General features: G+C 36.6%; 17 protein-coding genes, 2 tRNA genes, 1 riboswitch and 1 other annotated feature. Of the genes, 2 read left to right on the top strand and 17 right to left on the bottom strand.

Annotation, left to right across the window (positions count from 1 at the left end; translation table 11 throughout):
* Positions 1–158 precede the first annotated feature (158 nt).
* Both C7J90_RS03085 and C7J90_RS03080 read right to left on the bottom strand, forming a co-directional pair.
* Positions 159–232: transfer RNA gene (locus tag C7J90_RS03085), tRNA-Asp, on the bottom strand.
* 9 nt (positions 233–241) lie between these two features.
* A tRNA-Glu gene (locus C7J90_RS03080) sits at positions 242–316 on the bottom strand.
* 106 nt (positions 317–422) lie between these two features.
* Here C7J90_RS03080 and C7J90_RS03075 point away from each other — a divergent pair.
* Positions 423–1,316 carry a YitT family protein gene (locus C7J90_RS03075; protein WP_103208661.1) on the top strand — a complete coding sequence of 298 codons (894 nt, stop codon included), beginning with the start codon at positions 423–425 and terminating at the stop codon, positions 1,314–1,316.
* Positions 1,317–1,572: 256 nt separating this feature from the next.
* Here C7J90_RS03075 and tnpA read toward each other — a convergent pair whose 3' ends face one another.
* The 9 genes from tnpA to hutH form a co-directional block, all read right to left on the bottom strand.
* Positions 1,573–2,031, bottom strand: coding sequence for an IS200/IS605 family transposase (tnpA, locus tag C7J90_RS03070; RefSeq protein WP_106465080.1), 459 nt, complete (start codon positions 2,029–2,031; stop codon positions 1,573–1,575).
* Positions 2,032–2,306: 275 nt separating this feature from the next.
* A complete protein-coding gene (locus C7J90_RS03065) occupies positions 2,307–3,593 on the bottom strand; it encodes an adenylosuccinate synthase (protein ID WP_103209145.1) in 1,287 nt (428 codons plus the stop codon).
* 286 nt (positions 3,594–3,879) lie between these two features.
* Entirely contained in the window at positions 3,880–5,280 is a 1,401-nt protein-coding gene (gene dnaB, locus C7J90_RS03060; RefSeq protein ID WP_103209147.1) for a replicative DNA helicase, read from the bottom strand.
* Positions 5,281–5,461: 181 nt separating this feature from the next.
* Entirely contained in the window at positions 5,462–5,908 is a 447-nt protein-coding gene (gene rplI / locus C7J90_RS03055; RefSeq protein WP_103209148.1) for a 50S ribosomal protein L9, read from the bottom strand.
* Entirely contained in the window at positions 5,905–7,872 is a 1,968-nt protein-coding gene (locus C7J90_RS03050; RefSeq protein ID WP_103209150.1) for a DHH family phosphoesterase, read from the bottom strand. Before C7J90_RS03050 ends, rplI begins: the two co-directional genes overlap by 4 nt.
* Positions 7,873–7,876: 4 nt before the next feature.
* Positions 7,877–8,797 carry a DUF2232 domain-containing protein gene (locus C7J90_RS03045; protein ID WP_238615269.1) on the bottom strand — a complete coding sequence of 307 codons (921 nt, stop codon included), beginning with the start codon at positions 8,795–8,797 and terminating at the stop codon, positions 7,877–7,879.
* A gap of 243 nt (positions 8,798–9,040) precedes the next feature.
* A complete protein-coding gene (gene metX, locus C7J90_RS03040; RefSeq protein ID WP_103209154.1) occupies positions 9,041–10,006 on the bottom strand; it encodes a homoserine O-acetyltransferase MetX in 966 nt (321 codons plus the stop codon).
* A gap of 82 nt (positions 10,007–10,088) precedes the next feature.
* A riboswitch (SAM riboswitch) is annotated at positions 10,089–10,191 on the bottom strand.
* A 775-nt stretch (positions 10,192–10,966) separates the two neighbouring features.
* Positions 10,967–12,247, bottom strand: a complete 1,281-nt coding sequence (gene serS / locus C7J90_RS03035) for a serine--tRNA ligase (RefSeq protein ID WP_103209156.1) — start codon at positions 12,245–12,247, stop codon at positions 10,967–10,969.
* A 72-nt stretch (positions 12,248–12,319) separates the two neighbouring features.
* Positions 12,320–12,511 (bottom strand) — a binding site (T-box leader).
* 46 nt (positions 12,512–12,557) lie between these two features.
* On the bottom strand, positions 12,558–14,060 hold the full coding sequence (gene hutH, locus C7J90_RS03030; protein WP_103209157.1) for a histidine ammonia-lyase: 1,503 nt from the start codon (positions 14,058–14,060) through the stop codon (positions 12,558–12,560).
* A 301-nt stretch (positions 14,061–14,361) separates the two neighbouring features.
* Here hutH and C7J90_RS03025 point away from each other — a divergent pair, with 301 nt between their 5' ends.
* A complete protein-coding gene (locus C7J90_RS03025; protein ID WP_103209160.1) occupies positions 14,362–15,174 on the top strand; it encodes an NAD(P)H-hydrate dehydratase in 813 nt (270 codons plus the stop codon).
* A 217-nt stretch (positions 15,175–15,391) separates the two neighbouring features.
* On the opposite strand, the gene gyrA is transcribed toward C7J90_RS03025, so the two are convergent.
* The 6 genes from gyrA to dnaN form a co-directional block, all read right to left on the bottom strand.
* A complete protein-coding gene (gene gyrA / locus C7J90_RS03020) occupies positions 15,392–18,034 on the bottom strand; it encodes a DNA gyrase subunit A (protein ID WP_103209161.1) in 2,643 nt (880 codons plus the stop codon).
* A gap of 36 nt (positions 18,035–18,070) precedes the next feature.
* The gene (gene gyrB, locus C7J90_RS03015) at positions 18,071–20,002 is read right to left on the bottom strand and encodes a DNA topoisomerase (ATP-hydrolyzing) subunit B (RefSeq protein ID WP_174688366.1); all 1,932 of its coding nucleotides are present in this window, start codon (positions 20,000–20,002) and stop codon (positions 18,071–18,073) included.
* A 13-nt stretch (positions 20,003–20,015) separates the two neighbouring features.
* Positions 20,016–21,131 (bottom strand): DNA replication/repair protein RecF, encoded by a 1,116-nt coding sequence (gene recF, locus C7J90_RS03010; protein ID WP_103209165.1) that lies wholly within the window; start codon positions 21,129–21,131, stop codon positions 20,016–20,018.
* On the bottom strand, positions 21,128–21,349 hold the full coding sequence (yaaA, locus tag C7J90_RS03005) for a S4 domain-containing protein YaaA (protein WP_115856066.1): 222 nt from the start codon (positions 21,347–21,349) through the stop codon (positions 21,128–21,130). Before yaaA ends, recF begins: the two co-directional genes overlap by 4 nt.
* Before the next feature lie 210 nt (positions 21,350–21,559).
* The gene (locus C7J90_RS03000) at positions 21,560–22,219 is read right to left on the bottom strand and encodes a DsbA family protein (RefSeq protein ID WP_103209167.1); all 660 of its coding nucleotides are present in this window, start codon (positions 22,217–22,219) and stop codon (positions 21,560–21,562) included.
* Between the two features lie 128 nt (positions 22,220–22,347).
* Positions 22,348–23,484 carry a DNA polymerase III subunit beta gene (gene dnaN / locus C7J90_RS02995; protein ID WP_103209169.1) on the bottom strand — a complete coding sequence of 379 codons (1,137 nt, stop codon included), beginning with the start codon at positions 23,482–23,484 and terminating at the stop codon, positions 22,348–22,350.
* Positions 23,485–23,527 lie beyond the last annotated feature (43 nt).

The following is a 23,527-nucleotide window of genomic DNA, read 5'->3' as shown; positions in this document are numbered from 1 at the left end:
TCGCTTATGCATGTAATCATTCACTATTAATATACACTTTTGTATCATTTAATTAATGGTAAAACTTCGAAATTTTTCGATTACTAAGGCTTATATTCCTTCCCTTTTTATATAAAAAAGCGACAAAATCATTCAACATGATTTTGTCGCTTAAGTAGCGGTCCCGACGGGAATCGAACCCGCGATCTCCTGCGTGACAGGCAGGCGTGTTAAACCGCTCCACTACGGGACCTAAATATAATGGTGACTCCTACGGGACTCGAACCCGTGTTACCGCCGTGAAAGGGCGGTGTCTTAACCGCTTGACCAAGGAGCCTCTCTTGAACACAAAAATTATTATAGCATCATCAAATCACGTTGACAAGATTTTTTTCGATTTTTTTTGTATAATTTTTCATAGGAAGTTTAAAGGGGGACAACATATGATATCACAAGCAAATTCGGATGTATCTTATAAGCCTGAAAAGCCTCGTAAGATGAAACAATTTTTATCTCGCTTCTTTTTTATTACACTAGGGTCTTTGTTAATGGCGGCTGCATTAGAGTTATTTTTAGTACCTAATCAGCTTCTCGATGGCGGTATTGTCGGAATCTCAATCATCCTATCGCATCTTCTAGGATGGAAGTTAGGTATCTTTATCTTTATTCTCAATTTACCGTTTTTCTTTCTCGGTTATAAACAAATTGGTAAAACTTTTGCGATTTCAACACTTTATGCTATTACTGTTTTATCAATTGGAACAGCATTGCTCCATCCCATTCCACCTGTTATTGATGAAAAATTTTTAGTTACCATTTTTGGTGGTGCTATTCTAGGTATTGGTGTTGGTATGGTATTGCGATACGGTGGTTCGTTAGACGGCACTGAAATATTGTCTATTCTCGTTCAATCACGCTTACCATTTTCAGTTGGTGAAATTGTGATGATTATTAACTTTTTTATTTTTACAGTTGCTGGTTTTGTTTTTACGTGGGAAAGTGCTTTATTTAGTGTTGTATCGTATTTCATTGCCTCAAAAATGATTGATACTGTTTTATTAGGGTTTGATGAATCGAAGTCTGTATGGATTATTAGCGACAACTATAAAGAGATTGGTGAAGCCATCAATTCACGATTAGGTCGTGGCGTGACATATTTGCATGGAGAAGGCGCCTACACAGGTGAAACAAAACGTGTTATTTTTTGCGTAATCACACGTCTTGAAGAAGCAAAGTTAAAGGATATCGTTACTGATATTGATCAAAGTGCCTTTTTATCAATTGGTAACGTTTCTGAAGTCCGTGGGGGTAACCATAAAAAACGTGATATCCACTAATACAATCACATCATGTATGTCTACATGATACCTCGCAAGGCTTAAGCTTAAAAGATATGATGTAGCCATACTAACCACAATAAAGCATTAAACCTATGTTCACTAATCAGGACCACCCGTAAAACGGGTGGTTTGCTCTTGGGCTATAAGCCCGCTTTACCGGCTAGCGTCTAAAGGCGCTGGCTTTTTCATTTCATGCTCAAGCCAAAATGCCATTGTCTCTTTAGCTAGCCTCTAAAGAGGCTTTTGACTAACTTCAATAACCCTTAAAAGGGTCTTCATATTCTCTTACGCTCAACTTATCAATCGCTTTATCGTGTTTTTCTTGATTCTGTATATATTTTTTTATTGTGGCTTCATTTAATCCAACTGTACTTACATAATACCCTTCTGCCCAAAAGTGACGATTTCCAAATTTGTATTTCAAATTTGCATGTCTATCAAATATCATCAAAGCGCTTTTACCTTTTAAATACCCCATAAAGCTTGAAACGCTTATTTTGGGTGGGATGCTCACTAATAGATGTACATGATCTGGCATCATATGTCCTTCTATAATCTCCACACCTTTGTATTTGCACAATAACTTTATAATTTCAATAATTGATGGTCTGTATTGATTGTATATGATTTTTCTTCTATACTTTGGAGTAAATACAATGTGGTATTTACACATCCATTTTGTATGTGCCAAACTCTTGGCTTTATTAGCCATAAAAAATCCCTACTTTCGTTATTAATTTGGCTTGAACACCTTAATTATAACGCTAAGTAGGGATTTTTTTAGTATAACTTTTGTTGCCCACCCGCATAGCAGGTGGTTTATTGTTTCGCACGTTTTACGTGCTCAACTGACTGAAGTCATTAATAAAAGAGCGACGAAGCACTCCTTAGTTCGAAGTGTTTCGCCGCTCTTTATGTGTATTTATTAACTTTGATATAGAAGGGAGTCTACCCGAACTATTACCAGAAGTCTGACCTATCTATCAATTACACCCATAAATTTTCTACAATGTTTGTTTGATTACGGTCTGGACCTACTGAAAAAATAGAAATATGCACATTACATAATTCTGAAATACGTTCTAAATAACGTCTTGCATTATCTGGCAGTTCATCCATTGTTTTCACATTTGTAATATCTTCTGTCCATCCAGGGAATGTTTCGAAAATTGGTTTACAACGTTTTAAATCATTTAAGTTGGCAGGATACTCTGTAATCTCCTTGCCGTCTAACTCATAAGCTGTACAAATTTTCACAGTCTCTAATCCAGTTAAAACGTCAATTGAATTGATTGATAAATCAGTAATACCACTTACGCGACGTGAGTGACGTAATACAACTGAGTCAAACCAACCGACACGACGCGGACGACCTGTTGTTGTACCGTACTCTCGTCCTACTTCACGGATATGATGACCATCTTCATCAAACAGTTCTGTAGGGAATGGACCATCACCCACGCGAGATGTATAAGCTTTACATACACCGACTACTTTTGAAACATGAGTTGGGCCTACACCTGCACCAACTGTCACATTACCTGCGATTGGATTACTTGATGTCACAAAAGGATATGTACCATGATCAATATCAAGCATTACACCTTGCGCTCCTTCAAATAATACGCGCTCATCTGCAACAAATGCATCATCTAATACTTTCGCTGTGTCAGTCACATATTGCGCCAAACGTTGACCTGCTGCATAATATGTTTCAAAGATTTCTTCAAACGATGGTGCTGGCTGGTTAAACATACCTTTGAAATAATCATTTTTATATTCTAAATTCTCTTTTAAACGTTGCTCAAATACGTCTCTGTCTAATAAATCCGCAATACGAATTCCGATTCTTTGTGCTTTATCAACGTATGCTGGACCAATTCCTTTTTTCGTTGTACCAATTTTATTTTCACCGCGACGTTCTTCTTCAAATTCATCTTGTTTAAGGTGATATGGTAAAATGACGTGAGCACGATTAGAAATACGTAAGTTATCTGTTGTAATACCACGTTCGTTTAATCCATCTAACTCTTTCAATAATGCAACTGGATCTACAACCACGCCATTACCAATGACTGCTAATTTATCTTTGTAAAAAATACCAGATGGTACAAGGTGTAGCTTATATGTTTCACCGTTAAATTTAATAGTATGGCCTGCATTATTACCACCTGAAAAACGTGTAATCACATCTGCTTGTTCTGCTAAAAAGTCTGTAATCTTACCTTTTCCTTCGTCTCCCCATTGTGTCCCAACAACTACGATTGATGACATAAGAGCACCTCCAAGTTTTCTCAATTAACCAAAGTGTATTTTACCAGTACCATTACATGATTGCAACTAAAAAAACGAACATTATATTTATCACCCATTCTTTATATTTTAAGTTTTTAAAATAGGTCTTAACACTGATAACACCAGCTTTTATAGACTTTTTATTGATTTTATAACACCTTTAAAAAACATACTTAAGCATATAAAAGCTATCAAAACTAATTTAAAAACCGCACATTTTAAATCAAAACTTTTAAAATGTACGGTTTTTAGACTTATTAATTTTTTACATCATATCTGCATGAGCATAATCAATATCCGTGAATTTATTATATTGCTTCATAAAATGGAGTTTCACTGTGCCTGTTGGACCGTTACGCTGTTTAGCGATGATGATTTCAATTTCGCCATTCTCATCATTCGTTTGCGGTTCAAAACCACCATCCTCATCGTCATCTTCGTCACCGCCACGATTGTAGTAATCATCGCGATATAGGAATGCAACGATATCCGCATCTTGCTCAATGGATCCTGATTCACGTATATCACTCATCATTGGACGCTTGTCTTGACGTTGTTCAACACCACGTGATAACTGACTCAATGCAATAACCGGACATTCCAGTTCACGTGCAATCGCTTTGAGCATTCTAGAAATTTCAGACACTTCTTGTTGACGGTTATCAGAAAAACGAGAGCCACTCCCTTGTATTAACTGTAAGTAGTCTATCACAATCATGTCGAGTCCATGCTCTTGCTTGAGACGACGACATTTAGAACGTATATCTGTAATACGAATACCTGGTGTGTCATCTATAAAAATTTTAGTTCGTGATAGCTTACCAACTGCAACGGTAAAACGATTCCAGTCTTCTTCAGTCATTGTTCCTGTACGTAATCGATTTGAATCTACATTGCCTGAACTACATATCATACGCGTAGCTAACTGATCGGCTCCCATCTCTAATGAGAAGATACCTACAGTATAGTGATCTTCATGCGTGGCTACTTTTTGAGCAATATTAAGCGCGAAGGCAGTCTTACCTACAGAAGGTCGAGCTGCCAAAATAATCAAGTCATTTCGGTTAAAGCCTGCTGTCATCTGATCTAAATCGCGATAGCCTGTTGGAATACCTGGCGTTTGACCGCTATTTTGATCTAATGATTCTGCATTATCATATACTTGGCCAAGTACGTCGCGAATATCTTTAAAACCTTCACTTTCACGCGTTGATGAAATCTCTAAAATACTTTTTTCAGCATCATTTAAAATAGTATCAAGATCAAGCTCGCTATTATAGCCATCACGTGCAATATTATCAGCGGTATGAATAAGCTTACGTTTAATCGCATTTTTGAAGACAACATCTGTGTAATATTGAATATTTCGAGTCGTTGGTACATTTGAAGTAATCTCTGCTAGATACTGTGCCCCTCCAGACTCCCCTAGTACACCATCTTGGGTCAATCGATCTAACACTGTTACAATATCAATATCATTACCATCTTCATTTAGGTTCATCATGGCACGGAAAATATGTTGGTGTGCTGCTCGATAAAATGATTCAGGTAGCAAGATTTCTTGCGTAGATGACATCAATTCTGGATCTAGAAAAATAGCACCCAATACAGATTGTTCCGCTTCATTACTATGGGGCATTTGATTATTTTCAAACATACCGTCCATGATCTGACCTCCTCAAAAGTTATACATTATCTTTATTTTAACATTTTTTGCTTAATCATATTAACACAATCCACTCATATATCAATATGACTTTATCTTTATGTATCTTATCTAAAAAATGGATGAAACAGTAATCAACACCGATTTCTGCTTCATCCATTCATATGACTATCCGTCTTTATTATTTTTCGATAGTATGCACACGAATTGTGCCTTCAACATCTCTATGCAATTTCACTGGCACATTCGTATAGCCTAAACCATGAATACCATTTGGTAAGTCCATTTTACGTTTATCAAGTTTAATACCATGTTGGTCATTTAAGGCTTCTGCAATTTGTTTAGTACTTACTGAACCAAATAACTTTCCACCTTCACCTGATTTAGCTTTGACTTCTACTTCAAGTTCTTTTAACTTTTCTTTTAAAGCTTTCGCATCTTCAAGCTCTTGTTGCTTTTCTTTTTCGATACGTTTATTTTTTTGTTCTAATTGTTTAAGGTTTCCTGGTGTTGCTTCAACTGCAACGCCTTGTTTAAGTAGGAAGTTTTTAGCATAGCCTACTGGCACGTCTTTTACTTCTCCTTTTTTACCTTTCCCTTTGACATCTTGTGTGAATATTACTTTCATGATTCGTCACTCCTATCAAGTTGTTCCTTAATTGCTTGTTGTAGTTGTTCGATAGCATTCTCAACTGTGACATCTTTGATTTGTGTCGCTGCATTGGTAAGATGCCCACCACCGCCAAGTGCTTCCATCGTTAATTGGACATTAAAGCCACCTAATGAACGCGCTGAAATCCCAATCAAATTGTCTTCACGCTTAGCAATGACGTAGGATGCTTCCACTCCATCTAAACTTAACAACTCATCTGCAGCTTGTGCAACCGTCACAGGATGATAAATTTTATCTTCTGAGCCGTGTGCGATAGCAATACCATGTTCTTGTAATTCAACAGTGCGAATCAATTCTGAACGATTAATATACGTTTCGATATCATCTTTTAAGAAATGTTGTGTCAAAATGGTATCTGCACCATGTGCTCGCAAGTAACTCGCTGCATCAAATGTACGTGAACCGGTACGTAATGTAAAGTTTCGTGTATCAACAATTATACCTGCATACATCACTGTTGACTCTAAACGGGTTAAGCGCTGTTCTGTAGGCTGATACTCGAGTAGTTCAGTGACCAACTCTGCTGTTGAACTCGCGTATGGTTCCATATAGACAAGTAATGGGTTTGCAATAAAGCGTTCACCACGTCTATGGTGGTCAATCACGACTTTTCGGTTCGCTTTGTTAAGGATATTCTCATCAATTACCATTTCTGGTTTGTGTGTATCTACAATGACTAATGTTGTTTTAGAAGTCATCATATTCCACGCATCATCAGATGTAATGAATCGCTCTTTTAATTCTGGCTTTTGATCGATTTCGTCCATGACACGACGTAATGTCGGATCAATATCAGATTCATTTAAAACAATGTATGCATCTAAATTATTCATCATTGCAAAACGTGTTACACCAATTGCTGCTCCGATTGCATCTAAATCTGGTCGAGTATGCCCCATGACAATAACACGGTCACCTTCAAGTAGAATATCTTTTAAAGCATGTGAAATAACACGAGCTCTGACACGTGTCCGTTTTTCCATCGGGTCAGTCTTACCACCATAAAAACGCACATTCCCATTTATATTCTTAATGGCAACTTGGTCACCACCACGCCCTAAAGCTAAATCAAGCCCTGACTGTGACAACTCCCCAAGATCAATTAAGTTTTCTGAACCTTCTCCAATACCGATACTCAATGTTAATTGCGCCCGATAACCTACACTTTTTTCTCGAAGCTGACTTAAAATGTCAAACTTTGATTCTTCAAGTTCTTCTAATATACGTCGATTTAAGTAAGCAACAAATTGATCAGAGCTGTAACGCTTAAAATAAACATTGTATTCTTGAGCCCATCGACTGATTACACGTGTCACCATCGTATTTATCTCTGAACGTTGTGTATCATTCATATTTTGTGTAATTTCATCGTAGTTATCTAAAAATAATGTCGCAATAATGGGTTGTTGATCATCATACGCTTTTTGAATCTCTGCTTCTTCGGTAATATCGGTGAAATATAAGATTTTTTCATCTTTTGAATATTTCACGCGATAGATGTAAGCCCCGTCTTCTATCTCAATTTCTCTTGCTTTATCCAGTTGCTTTAATATATTAGGATAAACCTCATTAATCGGATCAGAAATCACATTTCGCTCAATACGATCCGACATAAACTGGTTAACCCAATCAATCTGATCATTTTCATCTAAAATAATAAGTCCAATTGGCATCTTTTTAACAGCTCTATCAGTACCTGCTGAAATTTTGCCACTTAAATCATCTAAGTAATACTCAAATCGATGAAATACACTTCGCAATATAAAAATGCTAATAATTAACATAATGAATAACGTAATCGCTGATATGAAAGCAAATAATTGATTAAAGAAAAAAGCTATGCCGACAATACTCACTGCTACTAGAGCCATCACGATAAAAGGTAGCGCTAATGTTTTTTTCATAGAATGACGATTCATTTTGTCACCTCTTATTATTTTTGATCATACGCTTCAAGTTGAGCCCTAAATCTAATAAACCTATTAAACGTGTTAATGGGTAGAATATAATCCCTACAATAATAAAGATAATCGACACTGCTTTTGGCATACGCTTCGATGCACTCACATAATGAATCAGACTCAAACCTTGGATAACCATCAAAAAGCCTAATACAATTTGGAAATTCAAACTGATACTATGTTCTGTAGTACCAGGCTCTGTTAAAATCCCAAAAAGTAATGCAATCGCATATATAGCAAATGCAGAACGTCTCACTTGCCATAAATACAGAGGTCTAAAAACAGGTGTTGCTACCTTAAACTTACGTAAAATAGGGCATATAATGATTAATGAAATAATCAAAAACAACGCAATAGTTATCACGATAAGTCCAGGCATTTGAACAGCAAGTTGTTCAACAGATGCATTTAACACCTCTTGAGATTGTGTATCTAAATTTTGCATTTGAATTGTTTGATCTACTGCACTTTGATAAGGCTTTAACAGTTCATTTGCATATGGGAGTTTTTGAATACTTTGTAAAATCATCATTGCAACAAGTGTTAAAATACTTGCTACGAATGTTGCCATATATAAAATACGCTCTTTAGAGGCACGTTTTTGCAAGAGATAACCGATTACTGCACTGACACTCAAAAGAATAATCATGTATGTCATGATGAAAATACTGCCTGTTAGTGTAGCAATAATAATAGTAATCAGAGCTGCTAATCCAAATGATTGAACAGCACGATACCATAAGACAACGCCCGGTATTGTTGCAAAAAACGCAATAATAATTCCTAATAATGGCACAAAATACATTGCTAAAGCAACAACTGCTAATGCTAAAGTGCCTAGTAAAGTTGCTTTAGGCTTGATTTGTGAAAACAATGACGCCACATCCAAACTAATTTATGATATAATTTATATTTTACAAGATTTGTAATATGAATACAATTGCCTCTTAGCTATTACAAAACTCTCAAAATCATCGCTACAAAACTCATGGCACTGCATAATCATCAAAATTCAAGAACACTCACAGACAATAACTATGAAACTGATAAATACACCCTTTTATTTTGTTAACGATATTTTTGCATATATAAGATTATAACAAAATTGTAACAATCAAGTCTAAGTTTAACGACGGAATCGTGAAACTTTTAAGAAATGATATAAGTAAGGGGCCCAGTCATTAAAGTTTAATAAAAATCCATCATGTCCGACATTATCCGTCACAAAGAAATGTCTATGGTATTGAAACGACTCACCTAAAGCAACTATTTGATCATCCGGATAGAGTAAATCATCTTTAAATCCAATGGTTAATACTTTAGTATCTAATGATTGGAATATTGCCTCAACATCATCTCGACCACGATATATATCGTGACTATCAAGCACTCCTAATAATGTCAAATAACACTCTAGATCAAAATCACGTTTGAATTTGTCACCTTGATACTTTTGATAAGATACTACTTCATCTGGTGTGAATCGTGCATCATAACTTTTAGATGAACGATATGTTAAAAATCCAAGTTGCCGCGCAATGCTCAATCCTTCCTCACCGCCGAGATAAATTGCTTGTCGTGCGATTTCATTAAAGGCGCGGCTATAGGATGACGTCTTAGCGGTTGATGCGAGTATGGCTGCTTTTTTAACTTCAAACTTTTGATTGTAAAGCAACTCTAAAGCCTGCATCCCACCTAACGATGCCCCTATCAAAACATCAATCTTTTCAAATCCTAATGCTTCTATGCCCATCTCAATTGCTTTGACAATATCTCTCATCGTAATTCTTTTTGGAAAATGCTCATCTGTAACACATGAACTCGATCCAAATGGGCTGCCAATAACGTTAAATGTCAAAAACTGATAATCATGAAGCGGCATATATCCTCCATCTATAATTTCACGCCACCATCCAGGATGCTCTTTTGTTCCATATGTAAGATGGTTACCTGTTAGTGCGTGACACACTAATACTAATGGTTGTCCCTGATAACCGACGTATTCGTATCGTAATAACAAATCATCAATTCGCTCACCAGATTCTGTTTCAAATGGTCCTAAATGCAAAGTGTCTACAATATAATTAGTCATTGTCACGTCCCCTCCCCCAAAAAATAAAAAAGTTGCATTCCGAATTTGATATACGGTAACACAACTTAAAAGAATCTATTATGACTTATCACTCGAATATTCGTTGGTTGTAGCACCGTACTTAATAAATTAAGTGGTTGCTGAAGTGTCATCAGGCCAAATCCCTCAACTTCTCTTAATAAGTATATATAATTGTTTTATTTATAAATTAATCATACCTCACAAGATAGCAACTTGTAAATGAATATCAGAATTAACTGAACTTTCCATCATACCTCCCTACCTTCCTATATTCAAGTTAGACTGCCCGCACAGAGAAGTCACTATAACCACCTACTAAAAATAGTGTCATCTCAATGGTTTTATAATTAAAGCTTTATTTAAATTTTATTTACATTAATCCCCATTTTCAGTCTAAAACAAGACACAATAGAGACTAACCTTCCCTAATTTTTGGAGAGATTCGTTGTTGGGTAAGGTAATTGGTCAACATGGAAGCCATGAGTAACCTTACTATAATATTATTTATTGGAAATGCTTAACTCCAAAAAGAGCGATACGTGTTAAATGTCTTAAAAACAGTGCTTATGAAACCTTATGTATCTTAAAACTCAGGCTAGGACATAAATATCTCAAAGTTTTCTTATAATGAGATGATTCATTCAATGATACGAAAAGGTCTTTTTTTAAAGTATTTCAATGTAAAATTACATGTATATCACGTCGTATTGTTGGCGAGACGCCTGAGGGAATAGGATGAGCGTCGAGACCGCGGCTCTACCCATCCCCTAGGAAATGCGAGCCAAACAATACGAATGATTGATAAAAGAAATGCGTAGAGATGGTTCGATCATGAATCATCTCTACGCTATTATTTTGGGATTGATGTCCCAGCCTCAGTCTGTATAAACGAATGTCTTTCTGATATTCATTTAATTGAACTATCGCGATTTAAACGCATTATTTGGGTTCGATTACAGTTTGACCACCCATAAATGGGACAAGTGCTTCAGGTATTGTAATAGAGCCGTCTTCATTTTGATAGTTTTCAACGATAGCAGCAAATGTACGACCTACTGCTAAACCAGATCCATTTAACGTGTGCACAAATTCAGGTTTAGCATCTTTATCACGTTTGAAACGGATGTTTGCACGACGCGCTTGGAAGTCAACACAGTTTGAACAAGAGCTGATTTCTTTATAGTCATTGTAACTTGGCAACCATACTTCTAAATCATAAGTTTTGCTAGCACCAAATCCAATATCACCAGTACATAAAATAACGCGACGATATGGTAAACCTAACTCTTCTAATATTGCTTCAGCATTTCCAGTCATTTCTTCTAATGCATTCCATGAATCTTCAGGTTTTTCGATACGCACCATTTCGACTTTATCAAATTGGTGTAAACGAATTAAGCCACGTGTATCTCGCCCTGCAGAACCTGCTTCACTTCTGAAACATGCAGATTGTCCTGTGAATTTTTCTGGTAAGACACCTGGTTGAATAATTTCATCACGGTAATAGTTTGTTAATGGGACTTCTGCTGTTGGGATCGTGTAAAGTCCTTCTTTTTCAACTTTGAATAAATCTTCTTCAAATTTTGGTAATTGACCTGTTCCATACATTGCATGACGATTGACAAGTTGTGGTACCATCATTTCAGTGTAGCCGTGCTGTGTTGTATGTTTAGTAATCATATAATTCATCAATGCACGCTCTAATTTTGCACCTTCATCTGTTAAGAAGACAAAACGTGCGCCTGATACACGTGCTGCACGGTCAAAGTTCGCCATTTTTAAATCTTCAACAATGTCCCAGTGTGCTTTCGCTTCGAAATCAAATGCACGTGGTGTTCCCCATTTTTTGAGCTCAACGTTATCGTTGTCATCTTTACCTTGTGGTACATCATCATGAATTAAATTTGGAATACGTGATAATTTATCCGTTAGCGCTTGATCTGTTTCTCTTAATACATTATCTATTTCTTTAATTTTTTCGCCGACATTACGTTGTGCTTCAATCGCTTCGTCTGCATTTTCTTTATTACGCTTCTTCTCAGCAATGGCTTGTGACGCTTTATTACGTTCAGATTTTAATTCTTCTGTTTGTTGAATGAGCTCTCGACGTTTTGCGTCAAGTTCAAGTACTTCATCTACAACTGCTGGGTTATCTCCGCGTAAAGCAATCTTTTCTTTAACCTTTTCCGTCTCGTTTCTGAATAATTTAATATCTAACATATATTTAACATCCTTTCACTTAATATCATTATTTATTTTAGAGTTGGACAAATAAAAAACCACATCCCTCATACAAGGGACGTGGTTCAACGTGTTGCCACCCTATTTTAACAGACAAAAGCCTGCACTCTCACAAATTTAACGGTTTGACCCGAATTGTTTACATTAGTGGGTAGATTTCATATAGTTATATCTGTTTGTTCACACCAACCACAAACTCTCTGTATGGGTCACTATATTACTTAGTCCACAAACAATTAATTATCTGAATTTAAGTCAAATATAACAAAGAAATTTTTGTTTCGCAAGCTTAATTGTAATAAGATAATTTTTGTAAATGTTTTGACACATTTTCAATATCTTGATGGAATTGACGATCTTCTGTAATCGAAGGCACAATTTGACGTAGTTCATCGTACTTTTCACGTGTGGCAGGTGAGAGCTTTTCAATTCCTTTAAGTTCCACTGCCTGTAATGCAATAATAGCTTCAATAGCTAAGACGCGTCTAACATTTTCAAGTATTTGATACCCATGTCTCGACGCAATCGTCCCCATTGAGACATGATCTTCTTGGTTAGCTGAGGATGGAATGGAGTCCACACTAGCTGGATGGGCAAGTGTTTTGTTCTCAGATACTAAGCTTGCTGCAGCATATTGCATAATCATCGCACCACTTTGTAAGCCTGGTTCTGGACTTAAAAATGCAGGCAAGTCCCCATTGAGTTGTGGGTTGACCAAACGCTCCAATCGTCGCTCAGAAACATTCCCAAGCTCACTCGTTCCAATCTTTAGGAAATCTAGTGCAAAAGCAACAGGTTGACCGTGAAAGTTTCCACCTGAAATGACAAGCGTTTCGTCACCTTCATCAAAGATAAGTGGATTATCATTTGCCGCATTCATCTCAAACTCTATCTTCTCTCGGACATAATTGAACACTTGAAAACTTGCACCATGAATTTGAGGAATGCAACGTAACGTATAAGGGTCTTGCACACGTACTTCCCCTTGACGTGTCGTTAGCTTTGATCCTTCTAGCCAGTCTGACATACGTCTTGCTACTTCTGTTTGCTCCTCAAAATTACGCACCCGATGAACCGCTTCATGATATGCATCCGTAATTCCATTAAGTGCTTGATGTGTCAGTGCAGCAATCCATTCTGCTTGATAGCCAATACTCTCAGTCTCAATGTACGTAATCACACCTTGTGCTGTCATCGCTTGGGTTCCATTAATTAATGCTAATCCTTCTTTAGCTTGTAGTTGTAAAGGCTTTCGTTTCAGACTTCTTAAGACATCCGAGCTGTCTAACTGCTCTCCACGATACGTCACTTGTCCTTCGCCAATTAACGCTAATGCAAGATGTGAAAGAGGTGCCAAATCTCCCGATGCTCCAAGTGAGCCTTGTTGAGGTATCACTGGAATAATACGCTCATTGATAAAAAAAAGTAATTGTTCCACTAAATCTGTCGTAACACCTGAATGCCCTTTTAATAATGTATTTAATCGTAAAACCATCATGACAAGTGCCACATTCTCAGAAAAAGGAGCTCCTACACCGCAAGCATGTGAACGAATCAAATTCATTTGCAATTGATTATATTGATTCGGATCGATACGAACATCGCTAAATAAACCAAATCCAGTCGTAATACCATAAACTGTTTCCTTATTCGCAATAATACGCTCGACAGTTGCTCGACTTTGTTTGACTCGCTGTAAAGCCTCTTTTGAAATATCAACCTTATTCTTTCGACTTAAAAATTCACGAATTTCTGAAATTTTAAGTTGTTCCCCTGTTAAAATTAAAGACATACGCCCTTCCTCCCTTTGTTTATATCACATAAAACATAAAGTCGTACTAGTGGGACAAATGCTAATTTAGACGATTAACAATCCTCTAAATGCCTTTGCCCAATCTAGCTACTACTGACGCTTATAGTTCAGTATAAGGGGCTTCATAGTCATACACAATAGCTATTACAATATCCGTAACGCATTAGCACTTTACTAATTTATCCAATTAAAATTAAAAATGTTCGCTATTGACGAAAATGAAATGCAGGTATAATATATCTTGTTGTAATAATTGAAAGACAGATAGGAGGGGACATCTATGGAAACTTTATCAACTGTAAATATTCCAAAACGAAAGCAAGAAACAAATAAAGGTGATTATGGACGTATTTTACTAATCGGTGGCAATGCTAATCTCGGCGGGGCTATTATGCTAGCTGCACGCGCGTGTGTATATAGTGGAAGTGGGTTACTCACTGTAGCAACTCACCCAACAAATCACGTGGCATTGCATTCTCGTTGTCCTGAGGCAATGGTCATTGATATTAATGATACGAAAAAACTCACTAAAATGATTGAGATTTCTGACTGTATTCTCATTGGACCTGGTTTAGGGTTAGATTTTAAAGGTAATAATGCAATGACATTTTTACTTCAAAATATACAACCTCATCATACATTAATTGTTGATGGAGATGCCATTTCAATTGTTAGTAAATTGAAACCGCAAAATCCAGCCTGTCATGTCATTTATACGCCACATCCTAAAGAGTGGGAACGTTTAAGTGGTATACCTATTGAAGAACAAACATATGAAAACAATCGCGAAGCAGTTGATCGTCTTAACGCGACTGTCGTATTGAAAAAACATGGGACGGAAATTTTCTTTAAAGATAATGAATACAAGCTAGAAATTGGTAGTCCCGCGATGGCTACTGGAGGTATGGGAGACACACTTGCTGGTATGATTACAAGCTTTGTCGGTCAATTTGATGATCCTGTAGATGCTGTGACAAGTGCTACCTATACACACAGCTATATTGGTGAAAAACTTTCTAAAGATATGTATGTCGTACCCCCATCTAAGATTATTGATGAGATACCCTATGCAATGAAAAAATTAGAAAGTTAATGATAAACAGACTGGGACATAACTCCCAAAATAAATAGCGCTGAGATGCTTTTGAATAAAAATGCGTCTTAGCGCTTCCTTGGAGACAGCCTCAGGACTCTCATCATAAATGCATGTCATTAGAGAAAAAACTTCGAGATTTTTTCGTGAATTCGTACGAAAATCTCGAAGTTTTTTGATTACTGACATATATTAAACGCTTTTAATATCAACTGACTTATTCTGTGTCACGATTTTCATTTTCAATATCTTCATTTACACGATCCATAAAATCTTGTCTCAATGTTTCACGTGATACTGTATCGTCTTCTGCTTCAGTGTGAATAGTATCGCCAGGTGTTTCATCGTCAATTACGCGTTCATCTGATGTTGGTCCTAATTGTTGAGAGGCCTTATCATCTTCTGTTTCAATTGCTTCCGGTTCTTTTTTGACCTTGGCTACTGTCGAAACATGTTGATCCTCATCTAAACGCATTAATCTTACACCTTGCGTTGTACGTCCTGTTTCTGATATATCTTGAATTTCCATTCGAATAATCACACCATGATCTGTGACAATCATTAAATCTTCATCGCCTTCAACTGTTGTAATACATACTAAGTCACCATTACGCTCAGTCAGTTTAGCCGTTTTAACACCCATTCCACCTCGATTTGATAATCGATAGTCTTCAATTGGCGTACGTTTACCGTAACCTTTCTCAGTAACGACTAAAATTTCATCTGTATTGTTATCATCTGCAACATCAAGTCCGATGACTTCATCATTCTCACGTAATCGAATCCCTTTTACACCAGCAGCAAGACGACTCATTGCACGTACATCTGTTTCTTTGAAGCGAATTAATGACGCTTGCGCTGTACCAATAAGAATATGCTTTTCACCATCCGTTAACCGCACCGCAACCAATTCATCATCTTCACGGAATTTGATAGCGATTTTACCATTTTTGTTAATACGGTTAAAATTACGAATTGCAGAGCGCTTAATAAGTCCTTTTTTCGTTGCAAAAACTAAGAAATCTTCTTCTGAGTCTAAATCTTTTACAGCAATCATCGTACTGATTGTTTCATCTTGATCGAGTTCAATAACATTGACTACTGGAATCCCTTTAGACTGACGGGAGAGTTCCGGCACCTCATATCCTTTAAGTTTGTAGACACGCCCTTTATTTGTAAAGAACAGCACATGGTGGTGTGTACTTGTTGTCACAAGCTGGCTTACAAAATCATCTTCAAGTGTATTCATACCTTGTATCCCGCGACCACCACGGTTTTGAGCACGATATGTTGATACAGGCAGTCGTTTAATATAATTATTGTGACTTAATGTAATCACAATTTGTTCTTCAGGTATCAAGTCTTCATCTTCAAGATGATCAATGCCGCCAAGTTGAATTTCTGTTCGGCGTTCGTCACCATATTTCTCTTTAATTTCAGTTAATTCTTCACGTACAAGATTAAGTAACTTCTCTTCGTCCGCTAAAATAGCCTCTAATTCAGAAATATATGCAAGTAATTCATTGTATTCTTTTTCGATTTTGTCACGCTCTAAACCAGTTAAACGTCTTAAACGCATATCTAAAATAGCTTGTGCTTGGCGCTCTGATAATGTGAAACGTGATTGCAAACTATCCATTGCGACCTTATCCGTTTCAGATTCCCGGATAATCGTGATAATCTCATCGATATGGTCTAGCGCTATGCGAAGCCCTTCCAAAATATGAGCACGATCTTTAGCTTTCTTTAAGTTGAATTCTGTACGACGTCGAACAACTTCTTTTTGGTGTTCTAAATAATGATAAAGTGCTTGTTTTAAATTAATTAATTGCGGTCTACCGTTCACAAGGGCAATCATATTGACACCAAATGACGTTTGTAATGGTGTTTGCTTATATAAATTATTGAGTATGACACTAGCATTCGCATCTTTACGGATATCAATCACTACGCGTACACCCGTTCTTAAACTTGTTTCATCGCGTAAATCCGTAATACCCTCAATTTTCTTCTCACGCACTAAATCGGCAATTTTTTCAATCATACGTGCTTTATTAACTTGGAATGGAATCTCAGTTACTACAATACGTTCACGTCCACCACCACGTGATTCAATCTCAGCTTTAGCACGCATTACAACTGAACCACGTCCTGTTTCATAAGCACGTCGAATACCACTTTTTCCAAGGATTAAACCGGCAGTTGGAAAGTCTGGCCCTTTAATATCTTCCATCAATTCAGTAATTGTAATCTCTGGATTGTAACTTAGGCTTAAAACACCATCAATGACCTCTGTCATGTTATGTGGTGGGATATTGGTAGCCATACCTACTGCGATACCTGATGCTCCATTGACCAGTAAATTGGGAAAGCGAGAAGGCAATACCATAGGTTCTCGCTCATTTCCATCGTAGTTGTCAATAAAATCAATTGTATCTTTATTGATATCACGTAATAACTCAAGCGCAAGTTTTGTCATACGTGCCTCAGTATAACGCATTGCAGCAGCACCATCGCCGTCCATTGAACCAAAGTTACCTTGGCCATCTACTAATGGATAACGATAACTGAAATCCTGAGCCATACGCACCATTGCTTCGTAGATCGATGAGTCACCGTGTGGGTGATATTTCCCCATAACATCTCCAACTATACGTGCAGATTTTTTGTAGGGTTTATCCGGTGTCATTCCTTGTTCATTTAGACCGTATAATATACGTCTATGTACCGGCTTCAAACCATCTCTCACATCTGGCAATGCACGAGATACGATTACACTCATAGCATAATCTAAAAATGATTCTCGCATCTCTTTGCTGATATTTCGTTCATTAATTCTTGATTCAGGTATTTCAGCCATCAAGAGGTCCTCCTTCTCATTTTCCAGTTCATCTTCTTAGAAATCCAAGTTTGCATATACAGCATTATCTTCAATGAATTGACGTCGATTTTCTACAATGTCACCCATTAACATCTCAAATGTTTGATCGGCTTCGATCGCATCTTCTAAACGGACTTGCATCATTGCGCGATTTTCAGGATTCATTGTTGTTTCCCATAACTGATCTGCATTCATTTCACCTAAACCTTTGTAACGCGCAATAGACCATTTAGGTGTTGGATTAAGTTCTTCTTTTAGTTTGTCTAGTTCCCTGTCATTAAAAACATAATACTTTTGTTTACCTTGAGTTAGCTTATATAGCGGAGGTTGTGCGATATAGATATATCCCGCTTCAACTAAAGGTCTCATAAAGCGGTAAAAGAATGTTAATAGCAATGTACGAATATGCGCACCGTCTACATCAGCATCGGTCATAATAATGATTTTGTGATAGCGCGCCTTCGAAATATCAAATTCTCCACCAATCCCTGTACCAAATGCTGTAACCATTTGACGTATTTCATTGTTGTTTAAAATTTTATCTAAACGTGCTTTTTCAACATTTAAAATTTTACCACGTAAAGGCAAGATGGCTTGTGTTCTAGAGTCACGTCCTGACTTCGTAGACCCCCCGGCAGAGTCACCCTCTACTAAGAATATCTCACTTTCAGACGGATCTTTACTTGAACAGTCAGCCAATTTACCTGGTAAGCTTGAAATATCTAAAGCCGATTTACGTCGTGTGACTTCACGTGCTTTCTTAGCAGCAATACGTGCATGAGATGCCATAATTCCTTTTTCAACAATGACACGTGCCACTTGTGGATTTTCATATAAAAAACACTCAAATAACTCTGCAAAAACACGATCAACAATTTGACGTACTTCTGAATTACCAAGTTTCGTTTTAGTTTGACCTTCAAATTGGGGATCTCCATGTTTAATCGATATCACAGCCGTTAAGCCTTCACGGGTATCTTCACCTGATAATCGATCTTTATCGTCTTTGATGATTTTACTTTGGATACCGTAGCTATTAAGAACACGTGTGAGCGCACGCTTAAACCCATCTTCATGTGTACCACCCTCATATGTGTGGATATTATTCGCATAAGTTAATAAATTCGTCGCAAAGCCCGCATTATATTGTAATGCGATTTCGACTTCAATTTCATCTCTCGTTTCATGAACATAAATAGGCTCATCGTGTAATGGCTCTTTTTTCTCGTTTAAAAGCTCTACGTAAGATTTAATGCCGCCTTCGTAATGGAATGAATCTTCTCGAATATTCTCATCGTCACGTTCGTCTCTAAGCGTAATTTGAATACCTTTATTTAAGAATGCTAATTCGCGAATACGTTTTTGTAATGTTTCGTAGTCATAAGTTGTTGTTTCTTGGAATATATCTGCGTCCGCTTTAAAGCGAATTACTGTACCTGTTTTTGATGTTTCATCAATCTTTTTCAAATCAAAAGCCGGAACACCTCGATCATAGGCTTGATGATGTATATGACCATCACGGTGAACAAAAACTTCCAATCGTTCACTGAGTGCGTTAACGACCGATGAACCTACACCGTGGAGACCACCAGATACTTTATATCCGCCTCCACCAAACTTACCACCTGCATGTAACACAGTTAGTATGACTTCAACAGCAGGACGTCCCATTTTCTCTTGGATGTCAACAGGAATACCACGCCCATTATCTGTCACTTTAATCCAATTATCTTTTTCTATTACAACTTTAATCTCATCAGCATAACCTGCTAATGCTTCATCAATACTATTATCTACAATCTCCCAAACAAGATGATGTAGCCCTCGTTCTGAAGTCGAACCGATATACATTCCTGGTCGTTTACGTACCGCTTCTAGGCCTTCTAAAACCTGTATCTGACTCGCACCATAACTTTCTGAGTTGTTCACATCAGCCAATGCTTTCACCTTCACTTTCTAATTAATTCGTTATCTTTCCATTTGTTATTCTATAAATTTTTGCATTTTTCATAATCTCATGATCTATACCGTCAACCGAAGTTGTAGTGACAAATGTTTGCACTTTATGCTGTATTGTACTTAACAAATGGGTCTGTCTAGAATCGTCTAATTCACTTAAAACGTCATCAAGTAATAAAATGGGGTATTCCCCCACTTCTTGATTCATTAATTCGATTTCTGCAAGCTTTATTGACAGTGCAGTTGTACGCTGTTGACCTTGTGAGCCGTACGTCTGCGCGTCCATTTGATTCACTCGAAAGGATAAATCATCACGATGTGGTCCGTACAAACTGACTCCGCGCTCTATCTCACGCGTCATATGATGCTCTAACATCTCTAGAACATTTTGGATTAAGACATCCTCATCTTGCGTTCCGTCTTCTAACTTTACACTTGGTAGATACTTCAATGTGAGCTTTTCGTTGCCATTTGTAATACCTGTATGGATGGGTTCTGCTAAATGCTCAAGTTCTTGAATAAATTGTGCTCTTCGTTGTGTTACTTTAACCGCATAAGCAGCAAACTGATGATTTAAAACTTCTAACATTGTTGTATCTGTCTTTTGTTTAAGTTGTAATTGTTTTAAGTAATGATTGCGTTGCTTTAATATACGTTGATACTGTGATAAATCATTTAAATATAAATTTGAAATTTGACCTAACTCCATATCAATAAAACGCCGTCTTACTTGAGGCGAACCTTTGACAATATTGAGATCTTCAGGTGCAAACAATACAACGTTCAAATTACCAATATATTGAGTGAGTCGGCTTTGTTCTAAATGATTTACTTTAACCTTTTTACCTTTTTTAGTAATAAACATTGTTAATGGCATTAAACCATGGCGAAAATTAAGTTCACCCTCTATTTTAGCATATTCCTCATTAAAGTGGATGAGCTCCCTATCATTTGTTGTACGATGGCTTTTCGCTAACGCTAACATGTATATCGATTCCAACAAATTTGTTTTACCTTGTGCATTTTCGCCTATCAATATATTAACTTCAGAATGACATTGAAGCATGATATTTTCATAGTTACGATAATTTTCTAATTGGAGTGTTTTAAGTTTCATTGTTCACCGAATTGGATAATGTAAGAACCTACTTCAGGAATATCAATTTGGTCACCATTCTTTAATTTTTTACCACGGCGAGTTTCATGCTCTCCGTTCAAGAAGACCTCATATTCTTTTAAAAACCATTTGGCTTGTCCACCTGATTCAACAATACCTTCATAGTTTAGAAATTGTCCTAAAGTCATCTCGCCATCAACAATAATTGTTTCAGCCAAATTTATCACTCCATTTCATAATTACTCACCTATATATTATACCGTTTTATTGCTAAAATTTCATGCACAAACCGTCATAAATTAAAGAGATTCATAAATGAATATTTCATATGAAACGCTACCTTCGACGCATGCTATATGTAATGCTCAAAACATCTAAAGTATATTATTGTATTACCTAACACTCGACGTTGTTCAAGATGCTGTAGTTTAATTCAGCGCCTCTTTAATTGCTATTTCAACATCTTGATAGTTAGTCATATGTTTAACAGCTTTGCCATTAATGTATAACATTGGGACTTGAGGGACACCGTATGCTTTCGCAAGTTGATGATCTGCTTTTGCTTGTTTCGCTGCCTCTCCTTTGTCGTCTTGATAAAGTTTAAGGATTCGTTCTTTTTGATTATTGCTTAGATCAAGTTGATTTGTGAGTTTCTGAATTAAATCATCCGTTAACCATGTCGTTTGTCCAACATCATTTTTCGATTTAGGTTGTGATTGAAAAAGTAACTCATGAAATTGCCAATATTGATTAGGTGCCACTAGATTTACAGCATGTGCTGCACGCGCACCACGTTCTGATTCTTTTCCATGTAATAATACATTTACATAGCGAAATTCAACTTTGTTATTTTTTATAAATGATTGTGCCAACTTCGGTTTAATATTACGTTCAAATAAGCCACAATATGGGCATTTAAAGTCACTAAATTCAATGATAATGATGTCACCCTTACCTTGTTTAGGTTGATGTATAGTCTCATTTTGAAGTTCATCAGCATCAATGTCATTTTCGTTAGCACTTTTCATTGTCCAAAACAAGACAACACCCATTATTAACAGCAAAATAGTAACTCTTTTGAGATTCATATATAACGCCTCCTTATCCAGTTCAATATACCTGCTTTTTTAATATACACGTTATAACAGGTCTAATGACTTTAAAATAAAAAAAGAGACATAAACATTTGAGTCGTTTATGCCTCTTTCAAATTTATTTAGTACGTACGGATTGGTAAGATGAGTTGCGTTACAGAATCATCGTCTTTAGGTTTTAAAATAAATGGCTTCATTGTACCGAAAAATTCAACTTCCACTTCGTCATGATCAATCGCTTTTAAAGCGTCCATCATATATTTTGAGTTAAATGAAATTTTCAAGCTACCACCTTCAACGTCATTTGCTGTAACTTCTTCTTTTACTGTTCCAATTTCTGGAGATGTTGATGATAATTCGATTACTTCTTCTCCAGTGCTGAGTTTGATGACATTATTTCCACCTTCACGTGCCAACAATGAAGCACGGTCAATAGCGTGATAAAAGTCACTATTGTTTAGTTCTAACTTAATTTCGTAATTTTCTGGGAACAATCTTGACGTATCAGGATAATGTCCTTCAAGTAAACGCGAGATAAAGTTCACATTACCCACTCTGAACAATACTTGATTTGATGCAAAGAATATATCGATATGTTCATCATTATCTGACATGATTTTGTTCAGTTCAGCAAGTGCTTTACCTGGAATAATGACATTTTTATCTGTAATATCTTCATCTTCTAATTTTAACTTTCTTACAGCCAAGCGGTGTGAGTCAGTCGCTGTGCATATTAATTCATTTTCTTGTATAAGCCAGTTCACACCTGTTAGGACTGGACGTGTTTCTGACGTGGACACTGCAAAGTTAGTTTGTGCAATGATATTTTTAAGTACTTTGATAGGTAATTGTAGCGCATCTTCACTTGAGACTTGTGGTAATAATGGATATTGATCTGGATCAAGACCGCTTAAATTGAATTCAGAGTGGCCTGAAGTAATTAATGTTTGAAATTGTTCATTTGTTGAAAGTTTAACATCTTTACCCGGTAATTTTTTGATGATATCGACAAAGAAGCGACCCGGCAATACTACTGAACCAGGCTCAATAATTGAAACAATTTCTTCACCATCAACTTGGTTAGGAATTGTAATTTCAATTGATATTTCTGAATCAGAACCTGTAAGTACAATTCCTTCATGATTCGCATCGATTTTAATCCCTGTTAAAATAGGTAAAGTGGTTCTTGGTGAAATAGCTTTGAGTGTATCATTTAATTGAGTGATAAAATAATCGCGTTGTATAGAAAACTCCATCATTTTATAAACTCCTTTCAGTCGTTTATATTAATAGTTATATTTA

Origin of the sequence: Staphylococcus felis (genome assembly GCF_003012915.1) — a bacterium.
GTDB lineage: Bacteria > Bacillota > Bacilli > Staphylococcales > Staphylococcaceae > Staphylococcus > Staphylococcus felis.
The sequence above is the reverse complement of the archived record's forward strand: the minus strand, read 5'-3'. Positions and strand labels throughout refer to the sequence as shown.

Bases quoted from the DNA above. Each gene is read 5' to 3' on its own strand.
- recF (WP_103209165.1), bottom strand. From the start codon at position 21,131: ATGAAACTTAAAACACTCCAATTAGAAAATTATCGTAACTATGAAAAT.
- hutH (WP_103209157.1), bottom strand. From the start codon at position 14,060: ATGTCTTTAATTTTAACAGGGGAACAACTTAAAATTTCAGAAATTCGT.
- C7J90_RS03000 (WP_103209167.1), bottom strand. From the start codon at position 22,219: ATGAATCTCAAAAGAGTTACTATTTTGCTGTTAATAATGGGTGTTGTC.
- gyrA (WP_103209161.1), bottom strand. From the start codon at position 18,034: ATGGCTGAAATACCTGAATCAAGAATTAATGAACGAAATATCAGCAAA.
- dnaN (WP_103209169.1), bottom strand. From the start codon at position 23,484: ATGATGGAGTTTTCTATACAACGCGATTATTTTATCACTCAATTAAAT.
- metX (WP_103209154.1), bottom strand. From the start codon at position 10,006: ATGACTAATTATATTGTAGACACTTTGCATTTAGGACCATTTGAAACA.
- C7J90_RS03050 (WP_103209150.1), bottom strand. From the start codon at position 7,872: ATGAATCGTCATTCTATGAAAAAAACATTAGCGCTACCTTTTATCGTG.
- C7J90_RS03065 (WP_103209145.1), bottom strand. From the start codon at position 3,593: ATGTCATCAATCGTAGTTGTTGGGACACAATGGGGAGACGAAGGAAAA.
- dnaB (WP_103209147.1), bottom strand. From the start codon at position 5,280: ATGGACGGTATGTTTGAAAATAATCAAATGCCCCATAGTAATGAAGCG.
- C7J90_RS03025 (WP_103209160.1), top strand. From the start codon at position 14,362: ATGGAAACTTTATCAACTGTAAATATTCCAAAACGAAAGCAAGAAACA.
- rplI (WP_103209148.1), bottom strand. From the start codon at position 5,908: ATGAAAGTAATATTCACACAAGATGTCAAAGGGAAAGGTAAAAAAGGA.
- serS (WP_103209156.1), bottom strand. From the start codon at position 12,247: ATGTTAGATATTAAATTATTCAGAAACGAGACGGAAAAGGTTAAAGAA.
- C7J90_RS03075 (WP_103208661.1), top strand. From the start codon at position 423: ATGATATCACAAGCAAATTCGGATGTATCTTATAAGCCTGAAAAGCCT.
- tnpA (WP_106465080.1), bottom strand. From the start codon at position 2,031: ATGGCTAATAAAGCCAAGAGTTTGGCACATACAAAATGGATGTGTAAA.